This is a genomic window from Nitratireductor pacificus pht-3B, from assembly GCF_000300335.1.
In the GTDB taxonomy this organism is placed as follows: Bacteria; Pseudomonadota; Alphaproteobacteria; order Rhizobiales; family Rhizobiaceae; genus Nitratireductor; species Nitratireductor pacificus.
In genome coordinates this window covers 1-12989 of record NZ_AMRM01000030.1, presented here as the reverse complement: position 1 = coordinate 12989, position 12989 = coordinate 1, and the positions used below count along the sequence as shown (strand labels likewise).

Genomic DNA, 12989 nt, shown 5'->3' with positions numbered 1-12989 from the left:
AGCGAATGTCGGATGCCAGCGTTGAGCGGACCCTTGGTCAGATACTGGGAGAACTGAAGGGGATCGATGACCGGCTGCAGCGCGCCGATGACAGCCGTGCCGTGGTGCATCGGCGGTTGGATGAGTTCAGCACAAGACTATCTCATATGGAGGGGGAGGTTGATGCGACCAAGCAGAAGATCGAGCAAATGCAGGCCGTCACTGATGATGTGGTGAAGCTGAGGACCCAGGCGCAAGGTGCAGGAACTCTTGGCCGTTGGCTTGTCCGGCTTGGTATTGGTGTCGTCACTCTCGCCGGATGGATCATCGGCGTCTATACTTGGCTGACCGGGAGACCGCCGCCATAGCTAGAAGAACACAAAGCGAAATTGGATATTGTCAGGTGGAGTCGATCTGTCAATCTAAAGCGTGGCGTTTCAGTTTTTTGATCATTCGCGATCTGATCCAAGTAATAATCGCTAATAATTCGTCTAAATACGAGACAGTTCCGTCTGCAGGGCAATATGAATATTGTCTAAAACTCGCCTCTGCATCTTAAACCATCCATCTTCAATTGCGGAAACATCTATCCCATCAAAATCTTCATTGATAAAGCTGCTATACGCTTTCTCAGTCTCGGGCGTCAGCTCGATATGGCAAAATTTATTTCGATACGCTTTTAACCTCATGAAAGAGTGGCGCAATATTGGCAACTCAGATTTAACCATATCGTTCTTGGCGACGCCACCTCTCAAAAATTTGTCAGCTGGCTCAACGATATGCTTGTGAGTGTGAACCAAGAAGGCGACGGCGCTAGTCTCGTCGTCGACTACGCCAATATCAAGGAATGTATGTCCTTTGAGGTTTGAGGATTTTCTGTACATTGTGGGAAGGCTGCTTTCCTCCCGTCCGTCATTGAATAATATCAGATCATCAATAATCGAGCGGGACCTTCGCCTCACCCAGGTTAATCTTTGTTCATAGCTGCCAAAACGGTTGGCCTCGTCCTTCGCTATCGCATCCCTTTCGGTATATTTTAGATACCGCTTTACAACCGGAATTCTAAACGTCGGCACGCTTCCTGATTCTACGTGTACCAAGCCATAATCTCTAATGTGTCGCACGTCTTCGTGGCGGCTGGCGAGAACGGCGAAGTCTGCGATCTCTCCCGCCGCTAGCGTTTTCAGTAGCTCATACTCGTCAGGATACAGCTCGGCAATTTCTGAGACAACATGGCCACAGTACGAGCTCAATTCTGCATCTCGTTCCTGAGCGCACGCCACAATGTCCTCTTTGGTGATCCGCGTCGGGCGAGCCGACCCTTGCGCTTCAAGCTGCTCATGTTGAAAGCTGCATGCCAATCGCGTCAATAAAGGATGACCGCCATACTCTTGGTATAGTAGATCAATTGCCTCTTTCTGAAAGAAGAGCCCCATCCTTGAACCAAAAAACTCTATCATATTCCGAAGGTTTTCTGGAGATAGTCCCTTCAGATAGTGAACATTAAAAATGCTGAACATAGGGTTCTGAACAGTTCTGCCGGGAACTGTAGGGCTGTCAAATCGGTCTATATCACAAACCGTTGGATTAACTCCGCAGACCACGAAGGCGATTTTGTCGCACTGCGACTGAATTGTCCAAAGTGCTTGCCAGAAATCGATAAAATCTGTGCTCCAGTGTATATCTGTCGGTGATATTGGCGATATATACTCGATCTCATCAAATATTAGGCACAGCTTCTTCTTCGAAGGTATCGATCTTATTGATTTAGTTAGCAGATCAAATACTTCGACCGATCCGAGTTCTTTTAAATATCGTTTCCCAAATATTTTATCTATCTCGGATATAATTCGGGCGGCTAGATCATCGCACGACGATCGTCGGATCGGCCTAATCTTACAGTCAAGAAAGATGGTTTCGACATCTTTGGATTTTTGAAGATTTCGTTGGACCTTAAGGAGTACAGATGTTTTCCCGGTCTTTCGCAAGCCAAATAAACCGCTGTTCTGTGATTTTCGAACATTATCGATGATCGCAGCAACGATGTCTTCCCGACCATAGAAATATCGATCGGATTTTAGCGGTAGTTTGTAATCGAATAGATTTCGTATAAATAGTGTTTTCTTTAGTGCGTTTACCAAGGACCATCGGTCGTCGATGCATCGGGTGATTGTTTCATTGGTGAGCGGAACAATCATTCGGCTTTCGGGATTCTCGGAATGATACTGAAGTATCCAGTTCTCAAGCCGTGGATCTGGTGAGTGGAAAAGTGCGACAGTTGGATCGATGCGTCCGGCCAGAGGATGCTCGCTGCAAATCTGCTCTAACGCCTGCATTGAACGCGGCTGTAGCGTTGGATAGGGGGAAAGGAAGAATGCGATTTCCTTGTCGAATCCGAACGTATCAGACAACTCGGTTGAGGGGCGCATAAGGGCAACATACAATTCAGTGTTGACCAGCTTGCGGTTATCCTCCCACGTTATTTCTAGCTGCGGCGATAGCGCATTGTGGATGAGGCGTCGCTGTGATTCAGTGATCATCGTGTTTTGAAAGTTTTCTGGTTCTTGTTCATGAACATTCACAGGGGAGCATATTGCAAGCTGCCTACCTTGTTGATTCTAGTAATAGAGATTCTTCTGTTGGGCCACCAGAAACATGGCTCCCGGGTTTGCATCCGAGATGTTCGCATTAGTGCATCGAAGATGCCCGAGTGTTGCGTCTTCTGGTCTTCGCTCATCGCCCTTCCACCTGCCGAATTGCTCGTTTGATCTGCTCGTCGGTCTCGTCATTGCATTCGCGACGGCGGATTTCAGCCATGGCGAGGCAGAGCAGCGCAAATTCGACCTCGCTTTCGCTCCAGCCGGCGCCGATGGCGCGTTGGGCGAGGCCCTGGAACTCCGCCTCGAGGGCCGCCTGGCATTCGGTCTGGCGGTCGGGGTCGTCGGCGGGACGGCGCGGCGGGACGATCACTCGGGCACATCCGGCTTGTCTACGATCGTGAGCTGATCGTCGGGGAGGGGGCGCTGGAGGGCCTTCGCCTCATTCCACGGCGCTCGAAGCCATGCGTCCATTTCATCCGATGTGGTGAGGATGACCGGCATCGCCTTGTCGTGAATGGGCTTGACGACGCTGTTTGGCTTCGTCGTCAAGAAGGCATAGACCTCATGGTCTGCAGGATCCTCGCGGGCCATGCGCTTACCATGCCACGGTGTCCAGAGGCCCGCGAAGACGAACAGCGGTCGCTCCTCGTTCAACGCGAACCAGGCGTTCGGCACGCGCTGCCCTTCCTCTTTTGCCGCCGGATTAGGCTCGGCAAAGCTCGTGGCAGGCACCAGGCATCGATGCTCGACGCCGGTCCATTGCGCCCAATGCTTGAAATGCGGGTTGCGGACGTTCGTCGTTCCGGAATTGTGGTTCTTTCCGGCGTGCTCGTCTGGCGTGGGCAGGCCCCATCGGGCGCGGACGAGCTCGCGCTCGCCATCCTCTCCAACACGCACGATCGGCGCGTGGTAGTTCGGATAGACCTGCAGGCTCGGTTCGTTGAACTGGTATTCGCGGGTGGTCCTCACGAAGTCGCGGATCGCCTGCCGCGTCGATGTCATATTGTACAGATTGCACACGGGTCACCTCGGCCACTGGTTGATGACCATGATGGTATTGTTGCGGTCGTTTTTGCAACTCTTGCAGCGCAGGCGCTCCGCGAGCCAATAGGTCGGGACGTTCCGGCCGTAGCGCCGCTCCAGCGCCTGGCGATCCAGTTCGGAGATCGATTTGCAACGCATGCAGACGGCGCCTAGGACATAGTAGGGCTGGATGTCCTTGAGGCGGATCAGCCCGTCTGCGGTGAAAAACACCACGTCTGAAAGGTGTTGTGGCCTGAACTGGCGCATCTGGCGGCTCCTCGAAACATGTGCCGCACCGATGAATTCTCCCCCGAGTGGTTTCTATGGCTCGTCCGACCACCAGTATCTGACCGCATGTGGACCGGGCTTCTTCTCGTGTTCTTCTTTTCTCTGCAGAATGATTGAGAGCGAGTCCTGACCGATCGGGCCGTGATAGGAGCAATAGGCCTCGTAGAACCCGCCCTTTCGCTCTCTTTCGAAGCTCCCTTCAGCTACTATCATCTCGACCTCATTGGTGACGTCGATCTTGCCTGGTTCATCCGCCATGGCCTTCACCTTCGATTTCATTGCGCCTTCATTGACGAAGCCCGAAGGTATCCCCAGCTGACTACACCTTCTAGCGCCTCGACGCGGCCGGCGAGATAATCCCGCTCACCGAGGAGTGCGATCACCGCCTGCCGCGGATCGCCGCCGCAGGCATCAATGATCGCGTCCGCGTCCGGCTCGTACGGATCGGGCACGGCCTGGCGCTTTACTGGATGGTCCATGCGCCTGCGCTCCAGTCCTCGGTCTTGCTCATTTCGGCCGCGTGGAACTCGTCCTCTGCGATGCACCAGGGAGAAGGGAGGTCTGCGGCGCCTGACGCAAAGCGCTCCATGATCTCGGTCTTCGCGTCCTCGTCGTCTGGCAGGAGCGAGGACAGGCCGTCCGGCGGGCCGAACCAGCGCCAGGGCTCGACGCGGATGTGCATCACGCCATCGACGCGCTCGAACCGATAGGTGCAGCCGGAGCGCTCGATCAGGCGCTCGACGGCCTGCTCGATCGTCAGGCCCGTTTCGTCCTCGATCCCGTCATCGTCTTCCATGTTGAACACCGTGTACGTCGTCATCGGCTCGCTCCTGAGTTTCAGACACAGCTTTCCCGACCGCCGATGAGCAGGTCATCGTCGCGAGAAGGAAGCCGGTGGCTCTGTTGATTTCGATGATCCTATATCGAAGGGGCTTGACGAGTCTAGCGTTTGTTCCATTTTTGTTCTCATCGCGCATGCGGCGACGTGACGACCGAGAACAAGAAGGATTACACCATGTCACGCCGCAAAGGCGAGCTCACGCCAGCTCGCATTGATCAGCTCTATCCCTTCCAGATCGCGCTTGAACCGCCGCTCGGTCGGCTGGTCGACAAGATCCAGGAATTCCTGAAGGGGCGCTCAGTGGCGCCGCGGACGCAAGGCGTCATTCGCTGCGGACCGGGACGGGAAGTCGTCGACTGCACGCTTTTCTGCTTCGCCGACGAGACTGACGCAATCCAGTTCAAGGCCGAATTCGGGGGCGCTTCGTTCGATCCGAAACAGGATCGAGGGAAGGGACTTCGCAAGCGGTTCTGGGATGCCTGACTGAGTGTCTTCGTTCGCCAGCGTTTGGTGTCGGCTCGGAATTATTCCCTTGCTATCCCGTCGGGAAAGGCCCATATGACCACTGTCAGAGGCTGATCTGGCGCGGAACGTCCTGCAAGATATGTGGTGAGGTTCCCCGGTAACGGCCTTTGATTGATCTGATAGACGACGTGGTGACCATGAAGGTACCGGCACCAGCGTTAAGTCTCAGGCACGAGGGAAGCGGGCTTTGGCCCGCTTTTTTTGTTTCTTGTCGTCCTTTGCCTGACTGGTTTCGGCAGCAAGCCTTGCGCTCTTGAGGCGTTCAGATTTCTGCCGGCGTTCTGCCTCTTCAGATTCGAGGATTCGACGTGCAACCTTGTCGGTCTGGTGAGCGCGACGTTCAGTCATTGTCTGCTGGCGCTTCCGTGAAGCCACGGGCTTCTTAGAATACGGCGGGCGTTCACCGGGCTCATCGATCACCTCTACCGGTGTCTGCCGGACCCCGCTGGGAGGGATTTCGTGCTCGCGACTAGCAGATGACCGCTGGCCGAAGCCCCTGGAGCGGTCGCGAGCGATGTTCAACCACTTGTCTCGCACAGCCAAGCTCTCATCAGCCCAACTGCGACCATCGTTTGCAATGTATAGATTTTGGGCCAGAAGTTCGAGATTTAGTGTCATAGGGCAGCATAGTCCCCAAGGGTCGCTAAAAGCCACCTTATTCGCACCCATGCGCCTGCATTCGGCAAAGGTGGGCCTCATGCCTTGAATAACTCATGCTGCAGGCGTAGGCTGCGTGATCGTTATTAGGGCCTAGCTTGGCTTCGAGCGGTGTCAGAGACAAATCGACCCGCCATTCTCGTTCCTGAAATCGATGTGTCCTGCGTCCTGCCTTCGGTGGGGCGCATATCTATGATCGATTCAAGAAAGGATCGCGATCATGCCACAAGGCAAAGTCAAATTTTTCAACGGCCAGAAGGGCTTCGGGTTCATTGAGCGCGATGACGGTGAGGCAGATGTATTCGTTCACATCAGTGCCCTTGATCGGGCCGGTATGGGTGGCCTTGTTGAAGGCCAAGCCCTGACTTTTGATATTGAACAGGACAATCGCGGACGCGCCTCTGCTGCCAACCTGCAGTCCAACTGATCGCTTCGGCGGTACGAGGATGTCCAGGAAGCGCTTTGCTTCCTGGACAATTCCATCCGGTCTCGTGACCGATCAAGCCTACCATACCTGACGGATGAGCCCTTCTATTGAGGACGGCCCGCTTCCTCAATCTCGTCCAGCACATCCATGACCATGTCGACCTGGTAATGCCGCTCGCTGCCAAGCGCTTCCACCAATTCGAGGGTCGCGATCAGAACCCCGGCGCGATCGCTTAAAAGGGATGCGAGGTTCAGATCCGGCATAGCGCTGGTGGCGCGAATGAGCAGGCGCCGGCAACGCGCCATATCTGGACGCGTACCAGAAGCGACAATTTCCCTAAGCTCCGACAGAGCGGTCTCTACTCGCACCATGACGATTGGTATCCCGGCCGCCAGTGGGCCGCGTAGCCTGAAGCCCGTGCCCTGCTTGTGCCATCAGCGAAATCATAGGAAGCAGCCCAGGCGCCGAGTTGATCGACGATCGAAACACGGCGCGACACCGGTAGCCGGGGCCTAGCGTCCTGCATTCTTGACCTTCGCGTGTAGTGAACGGCGTTGCCCATCAGATGCCCCTAGCCCGAGACAAAGTTTCACATCGTGTCGGCGGACGCAATCGATCGCAGCGGAGGCCGCCAACTACAAGAGCACGATCCGTCCCTGTGAAAGAGAGGCCAAGCTTCGCACGTCTCGCCGTCTTCAGGAATCTGGCGAAAACGTGCAACGAAACGTGCAACACGAGCGAATGCCAGAAGGCCAAGAACCGCGCAGTTCTGGGATTCTGGTGATATGAAGAATGGAAGGTGGCTCCCCGGGCCGGATTTGCGGGCATAGGGCGAAGCTGGACCTGGCGATGCTGTGCGAGCGGTTCGGCCGGGAATACCGCTCGATGCATTGGCACATCGCTCCGCTGTTGCGCTGCTCCAAATGCGGACCGCGCGGGCTCGCCAAGGGGGGCGATCACGATCCAGCTCGGCATACCGCGGAAGGTCGGGACAGGCAGCGCCGATGTCTGGGCCAAGCCGCCGGTGGAGTGAAGGCGTCGGATCGGCGAGTTCATATACTGCAGTGCTATCTCGCCCTTTATTGTGACCTTTAACGTGACCTCTTGTTGGGTTAGTGGCGCAAATTATCAAGCAATTACAATCCTATCGGTAGGGTGCGGTTGCTTCTCGACCGCACCAATCGATCTTCAGAAAATCGATATGGCTGGGCTTTTTCGGCTTTTCCGCGCACTGTATCGGCATGGTGCGGACTTCGGGCGTTCCTGATCTCTTCGCCGCCGCCAGGAGATGCCTGGCGTCTGCCGTTTTCGAGCCGCTCACTCCCGTCGTCCCGCCGCATCCATCTCGACGCGCCTCCAGAGCCGAAAATTGCTTTGTGCCTTGCCATCACAACGGTTCTTCGCTTCGATGCGGCAGCACGGCATCAATCCTCGGACAGCGGTTCAGATCAGCATGACATCTCAGTTGCCTTCGATCCTCGTCATTCGACATGGCGAAACACAATGGAACGTGGCCGGGCGCCTGCAGGGCTTTCGGGATACGCCGCTGACCGTGAATGGAATACGTCAGGCCCTGGCTGTCGCGGTGCGGCTGTCGTCTGTCCTGGAGGAGTTGCACGGGGCAGGTTTCTGGGTCAGCCCGTTGGGACGCGCACGACAAACAGCGTCCATCCTTGCCGACACCTGGTCAGTTCCCTTCGAGGATTTCGTGGAGGAGAAGGGGCTTTCAGAACGCAGCTACGGGGTCTGGGAAGGGCTCTCTCTCGAGGAGGTGCAGCGACAGCTTCCTGATCAGTTCGAAGCCAATGAGGCCGATCCCTGGAACTACTGCATGCCGGGCGGGGAGAGCCGCACCGCATTCACCGACCGGGTCCGCGCCTGGCTTGATGGTCTCGATGCGTCGCGCCCACATGTCGTGGTCACGCATAGCGGTTCACTGAGGGCTTTGCGTGGCATCTACACGCGCGCTTCCGGCGACACGATCCTGACCTATCGGGAACCGCAAACGGCAGCGTTTCTGTTGAGCGAGGGCAAGGAGACGATGCTGAACCCGTCTTCAACCCTGCTTCGCGCTATGGGGTGTGAAGGCGGCGGCCGGACAGTGGCGATCTAGGGGCAGGCATTCATGCAGCCGGGCGCTTCGCCTGGCTGTCGAACGGGGCTGAGGGCAGATCAGTTGTTCCGTCTTTCGGATTGGCGGTTGGTCAACAGCGGAACGGCAAGTCCGGCGATGACAAGGGCCAGGACGCAGCAGGCAACATAGGCATACAGGTATAACACGCGTGAACCCTCCCCCCAGAGGCTTCTTGAGTATCGATATGAACGTTTGAAGTGAGCCTAAGTCAAACAGGTTTACGCCGGGTAAGCAATAGCCGGCTACCGGATATGCCCGCAAAACTGGCCTCCGGAAGCCCTGAATCACGGGGAAATGATGGAGTCGCCGGGCGCTTCAGGGTTTTGGCGATACATACATCGGCACATCCAGCCGCAGCGGTTTCGGCTCGATCAGGCGTGGAATGTCCCGTTGCCGCTCCTGCCATTGCTGGTGCTGCGCCTCCAGCATGCGCTCGGTCGTGTCGGCCAGATGGCGGGCGCGTTCGGCATCGCGCAGCTTCTCCACGTCGGAACGGACCTCGCCGGCAAGACCTGGCGCGCCCGCCAGGGCTGCCATCACCACGACGGTGGTGAGCAACCCGGTAACGATCCTCTGAACCATGATTCCGCTTCGGCGCGCCGTCCTTCGTTCAAAACTCCAGACCCGATATAGGGCGGCCCGCGTCGACCTTCAAAGGGTGCAGGCCGCGTTGCGTCCTGACAGGTGCCAGGATGTGCGGCGAGGGGAACCGTCTCCATCGTGCCGCATTGCCTTTCCAGGCGGCGAATTTCTTGCATGGAAACCGGGGCGGCAGGTTGAAGTGTACCCTTCGCCTCTGTATTGCCGGAAACAGAGACTGCACCTGTTCCCAGAACCTATTCTCCACCCAGGGAGGTGTTTTTGAGCGAGCCGGAAGGACTGGATACGGACGCTGGCGCGGGCGGCGCTGCGGATATGGGCATCTACGATGCGGATGGCGTGGTTTCCGCGCATTTCCTCGCCCATATCGGTGCGGCCATCGCCGACCGCGACACGCTGACCCTGCGTCAGGACGTCAGCACGCTGCACCAGTCCGAAATCGGCGATCTGCTCGAGGCGCTGCTGCCCGAGCAGCGGCTGGCGCTCGTTGTCCTGATGGGGGACGATTTCGACTATACGGCGCTGACCGAGGTCGACGAGGCGATCCGCCTCGACATTCTGGAAGACCTGCCGAACCAGCAGGTGGCGCGCGCCGTCGAGCAGCTCGATTCGGACGATGCCGTCTACATCCTCGAGGACCTCGACCAGGAGGATCAGGACGAGATCCTGGCCGAGCTGCCCTTCACCGAGCGGGTGCGCCTGCGCCGCTCGCTCGGATATCCGGACGAGACGGCCGGCCGGCGCATGCAGACGGAGTTCGTCGCCGTGCCGCCTTTCTGGACGGTCGGGCAGACCATCGACTACATGCGCGAAGAGCAGAACCTGCCCGAGAGCTTTTCGCAGATCTTCGTCATCGATCCGACGTTCCGCCTCGTCGGCGCCGTCGATCTCGACCGCATCCTGCGCACCAAGCGCGGCGTCAAGATCGAGGATGTGATGCGCGAGACGCGTCACGCCATCCCCGCCACCATGGATCAGGAAGAGGCGGCGCAGATTTTTGAAAAGTACGACCTCCTGTCGGCCGCCGTGGTGGACGAGAACGAGCGCCTTGTCGGCGTCCTGACCATTGATGACGTGGTGGACGTCATCCAGCAGGAGGCCGAGGAAGACCTGCTGCGCATGGGCGGCGTCGGCGACGAGGAACTGTCGGACCGTGTCTGGACGGCCGCCCGTTCGCGTGTTCCCTGGCTGATGGTCAACTTGGTGACCGCCTTTCTCGCCGCCTCGGTCATCAGCCTGTTCGACGCGACGATCGAGAAGATCGTGGCGCTGGCGGTGCTCATGCCGATCGTCGCCGGCATGGGCGGCAATGCCGGTTCGCAGACGATGACCGTCACCGTGCGCGCCCTGGCGACGCGCGACATCGACATCTACAATGCCGGCCGCATCATCCGCCGCGAAATGGGCGTCGGCGTCCTGAACGGCCTGGTCTTCGCGGTGCTGATCGGCGTCGTGGCGGCCGCCTGGTTCCAGGACTACCATCTCGGCGGCATCATCGCCGCCGCCATGATCATCAACATGTTCGTCGCCGCGCTTGCCGGCATCCTGATCCCGCTCCTGCTCGACCGGGTCGGGGTCGACCCGGCGGTGGCGTCGTCGGTCTTCGTCACCGCCGTCACGGACGTGGTCGGCTTCTTCGCCTTTCTCGGTCTCGCCACCTGGTGGTTCGGCCTTCTGTAGGAAGGAACGGGAGGAACGGCGCTCACTCCAGAAGCACGACGGCCTCGACCTCGAACAGCATGGGGTCGATCGCGAGCTTCGGCACCGGGACCAGCGTCTGCGCGGGAAGGCTGCCGCCGAAAATCCGCATCACGTTCTTGGTGAGCACACCGAGCTTCGACATGTCGTGATCGACCACATAGACCGTCAGCTTCACGACCCGGTCCGGGCTGGCGCCGAGCGCGGCGATGACCGCGGCAAGATTGTCGTAGGCCTGCCTCACCTGCGCCCCGAAATCGGGCGAGAGGGCACCGGTCCGGTCCTGCCCGCCCTGGCCCGATATGAAAGCCAGCCGGCCGGTGCCGGGCGTGACGACCGCCGTGCTGTAACCGTTCGGCGTCGGGTCGTGCAGATGGGGCGGATTGACGATCACCGGCAGCGCGCCGTTCTCGGATGATGGGTCTCGTGGCGTCATGTTCGTTCTCCGTGATGAATTGCCGGAAGCCCGCCCAGTGGTCTGGCCGAAGCAGATGGTTCCCATCCGTTTCGACGAGTCAGCCCACAAGCGATTGATCTGATGGGGCGATGTGTCATGACAGCTCGGAACGACCTGCCATGATCGGACATCTAGCGTGAATCGGTGCCATATTTTGGCACCGAATATGCTAGGTTTGGCGCATGAACATCCGTCTCCGACATGACGCCATCGTGCGGCTCCTGCGACGCAACGGCACTTCGACGGTCAACGATCTCGCGGAGGAGGTCGGCGCTTCGCGGCGTACGGTCCTGCGCGACATCGGCGCGCTGCGCGAGCAGGGTTTCGTCATCCACTCCGAATCAGGGCGCGGCGGCGGCCTTCAGCTCGATCCGCAATCGGCGCGGACGGCTGCGCGGCTTTCCGTGACGGAGGTGTTCGCGCTGCTGATAAGCGTCGCCGCCATGCGCGCGGCCCGCTCGCTGCCGTTCGCCGATCAGGCCGATGCGGGGCTTGCCAAGATCGAGAAGGCCTTGCCTGCGGACCAGGTGCGCGATCTGCGCCGCCTGCTCGACTGCCTCTATGTCGGACAGCTTTCGCCGAAACAGGATCTGTCGGACATGGGGGTGATCGACGCAGCCCTGCTGCCCGCCTTCGAGACGGCGTTTCTCGATCAGCGTCACCTGCGCTTCCTCTACCGTGACGCCAGGGGCGCGGAGACCTCGCGCAGCGTCGAACCGCAGGCCATGCTGATCCTCCCGCCGCTCTGGTATCTGGTCGCCTGGGACCCGACCCGGACCGGCTTCCGCCATTTCCGCATGGACAGGATAAGCAGCCCGGAAATCGTTGACGGCGCGCCGTTCCGGCGCAGGCACGTGCCGTTCGAAGACGATGTCTGCCCCTATGGGGAGATGCCGCGCTAGGATTTCGGATTGCGACGGATCGGTTTTCCGCACGGTGCCGCAGGCAAGCGATTGCTGCCTGTAAGTATCTGAAAAAAAGGATATTCTGGAGAACTGGAGGCCTCTCCCGGAATCGAATCGGGGTGCACGGATTTGCAGGACTCTACCTGATATTGAAATCAAAAGGCTTTTTGCCTCTGTGTCGCGCCTATGTCGCGTTCGCCAGTAAAGCACTCGCAGCATCGGCCAATTCCTGGGCGTCGTCGCCGCGCGGAAACAAGTGGCCGTATGTGTCGTAAGTCATCACGATCGAGCCGTGCCCCAAGCGCTCTTGCACCACTTTCGGAGGGAGGGCGAGTCCACCATCCTCTTTCCGGTTGATGAGCCAAGAAGCATAGAAATGGCGAAGGGCATGAAGGCCGGTGTATTTCGCCTTCAACCTGGTGTCGCCATTGGTACCAGGTTCCTCCACCGTCACGCCCGCTTTCTTCATCGCCGGGATAAGGCCCTTGTTGATTATGTTCGTGTGTGACCGTGGTGCCCCATCTGCATTGGCAAAGACGAGCGATCGCCCCGCAGGCTGGCCGACCTTCAGCTCTTTCAGCGCATTGATGACGAGTGGAGGAACTGGAATGGTGCGTTTACCCGCGTGAGACTTGGGCGCGCCGATCTGCCCGAACTCGTCGGCGCGTTGGTTCACGCTGATTTCCGATCGAGTCAGATCCACGTCCTGCCAGCGCAGTCCGCGCAGTTCGGACGATCTCATGCCGGTGAATACTGCTGTAACCAGCAATGGGCGCCAGTGGCCGCTCAGTGACGCCAGAAGAGCTTTTATCTCCTGCGGCGTCGGAATATTGACCTGAGCCCCTAGATCTCCTC

General features: G+C 58.4%; 18 protein-coding genes. 6 read left to right on the top strand and 12 right to left on the bottom strand.

The features are described 5' to 3' along the window. Nucleotides 1-5 precede the first annotated feature (5 nt). Complete coding sequence (locus NA2_RS21655; RefSeq protein ID WP_040678753.1) at nt 6-347, top strand: DUF1515 family protein; 342 nt, start codon at nt 6-8, stop codon at nt 345-347. A 123-nt stretch (nt 348-470) separates the two neighbouring features. Here the strand turns inward: NA2_RS21655 and NA2_RS22075 are convergent, their stop codons facing one another. The 7 genes from NA2_RS22075 to NA2_RS19845 all read right to left on the bottom strand — a co-directional run bounded on the left by NA2_RS22075 (nt 471) and on the right by NA2_RS19845 (nt 4710). Continuing rightward, nucleotides 471-2519, bottom strand: coding sequence for an ATP-binding protein (locus tag NA2_RS22075; protein WP_210161293.1), 2049 nt, complete (start codon nt 2517-2519; stop codon nt 471-473). A 193-nt stretch (nt 2520-2712) separates the two neighbouring features. Next, the gene (locus tag NA2_RS19870; protein WP_008599038.1) at nt 2713-2949 is read right to left on the bottom strand and encodes a hypothetical protein; all 237 of its coding nucleotides are present in this window, start codon (nt 2947-2949) and stop codon (nt 2713-2715) included. Further along, nucleotides 2946-3599, bottom strand: a complete 654-nt coding sequence (locus NA2_RS19865) for an SOS response-associated peptidase (protein WP_040678747.1) — start codon at nt 3597-3599, stop codon at nt 2946-2948. The genes NA2_RS19870 and NA2_RS19865 overlap by 4 nt, the downstream gene beginning before the upstream one ends. A gap of 3 nt (nt 3600-3602) precedes the next feature. After that, nucleotides 3603-3869: a hypothetical protein gene (locus NA2_RS19860; RefSeq protein WP_008599036.1), complete on the bottom strand. Its 267-nt coding sequence runs from the start codon at nt 3867-3869 to the stop codon at nt 3603-3605. A 54-nt stretch (nt 3870-3923) separates the two neighbouring features. Further along, nucleotides 3924-4169 carry a hypothetical protein gene (locus NA2_RS19855; protein ID WP_008599034.1) on the bottom strand — a complete coding sequence of 82 codons (246 nt, stop codon included), beginning with the start codon at nt 4167-4169 and terminating at the stop codon, nt 3924-3926. Further along, a complete protein-coding gene (locus tag NA2_RS19850) occupies nt 4166-4369 on the bottom strand; it encodes a hypothetical protein (RefSeq protein ID WP_008599032.1) in 204 nt (67 codons plus the stop codon). The genes NA2_RS19855 and NA2_RS19850 overlap by 4 nt, the downstream gene beginning before the upstream one ends. Further along, nucleotides 4354-4710, bottom strand: coding sequence for a hypothetical protein (locus NA2_RS19845; protein WP_008599031.1), 357 nt, complete (start codon nt 4708-4710; stop codon nt 4354-4356). The genes NA2_RS19850 and NA2_RS19845 overlap by 16 nt, the downstream gene beginning before the upstream one ends. A 165-nt stretch (nt 4711-4875) precedes the next feature. On the opposite strand from NA2_RS19845, the gene NA2_RS19840 reads away from it, so the two are divergent. Then, nucleotides 4876-5214: a hypothetical protein gene (locus NA2_RS19840; protein WP_051011698.1), complete on the top strand. Its 339-nt coding sequence runs from the start codon at nt 4876-4878 to the stop codon at nt 5212-5214. Between the two features lie 207 nt (nt 5215-5421). On the opposite strand, the gene NA2_RS22200 is transcribed toward NA2_RS19840, so the two are convergent. Further along, complete coding sequence (locus NA2_RS22200) at nt 5422-5604, bottom strand: hypothetical protein (RefSeq protein ID WP_192814195.1); 183 nt, start codon at nt 5602-5604, stop codon at nt 5422-5424. Nucleotides 5605-6133: 529 nt separating this feature from the next. On the opposite strand from NA2_RS22200, the gene NA2_RS21650 reads away from it, so the two are divergent. Then, nucleotides 6134-6340, top strand: a complete 207-nt coding sequence (locus NA2_RS21650) for a cold-shock protein (RefSeq protein ID WP_008599028.1) — start codon at nt 6134-6136, stop codon at nt 6338-6340. Between the two features lie 104 nt (nt 6341-6444). Here NA2_RS21650 and NA2_RS19835 read toward each other — a convergent pair whose 3' ends face one another. Continuing rightward, nucleotides 6445-6711, bottom strand: coding sequence for a hypothetical protein (locus tag NA2_RS19835; RefSeq protein ID WP_008599027.1), 267 nt, complete (start codon nt 6709-6711; stop codon nt 6445-6447). A 1082-nt stretch (nt 6712-7793) separates the two neighbouring features. Between NA2_RS19835 and NA2_RS19830 the strand changes: the two genes are divergently transcribed. Further along, a complete protein-coding gene (locus NA2_RS19830) occupies nt 7794-8453 on the top strand; it encodes a histidine phosphatase family protein (RefSeq protein ID WP_008599026.1) in 660 nt (219 codons plus the stop codon). Nucleotides 8454-8789: 336 nt separating this feature from the next. On the opposite strand, the gene NA2_RS19825 is transcribed toward NA2_RS19830, so the two are convergent. Then, nucleotides 8790-9056, bottom strand: a complete 267-nt coding sequence (locus tag NA2_RS19825) for a hypothetical protein (protein WP_157188333.1) — start codon at nt 9054-9056, stop codon at nt 8790-8792. A gap of 333 nt (nt 9057-9389) precedes the next feature. On the opposite strand from NA2_RS19825, the gene mgtE reads away from it, so the two are divergent. Continuing rightward, nucleotides 9390-10754 carry a magnesium transporter gene (gene mgtE / locus NA2_RS19820; protein ID WP_051011702.1) on the top strand — a complete coding sequence of 455 codons (1365 nt, stop codon included), beginning with the start codon at nt 9390-9392 and terminating at the stop codon, nt 10752-10754. Nucleotides 10755-10776: 22 nt separating this feature from the next. Here the strand turns inward: mgtE and NA2_RS19815 are convergent, their stop codons facing one another. Then, on the bottom strand, nt 10777-11208 hold the full coding sequence (locus NA2_RS19815) for a RidA family protein (protein WP_008599022.1): 432 nt from the start codon (nt 11206-11208) through the stop codon (nt 10777-10779). 203 nt (nt 11209-11411) lie between these two features. On the opposite strand from NA2_RS19815, the gene NA2_RS19810 reads away from it, so the two are divergent. Further along, entirely contained in the window at nt 11412-12131 is a 720-nt protein-coding gene (locus NA2_RS19810; RefSeq protein ID WP_008599021.1) for a helix-turn-helix transcriptional regulator, read from the top strand. 187 nt (nt 12132-12318) lie between these two features. On the opposite strand, the gene NA2_RS19805 is transcribed toward NA2_RS19810, so the two are convergent. Then, nucleotides 12319-12989: site-specific integrase (locus NA2_RS19805; protein WP_008599020.1), on the bottom strand; the 671-nt coding region annotated here is incomplete at its 5' end.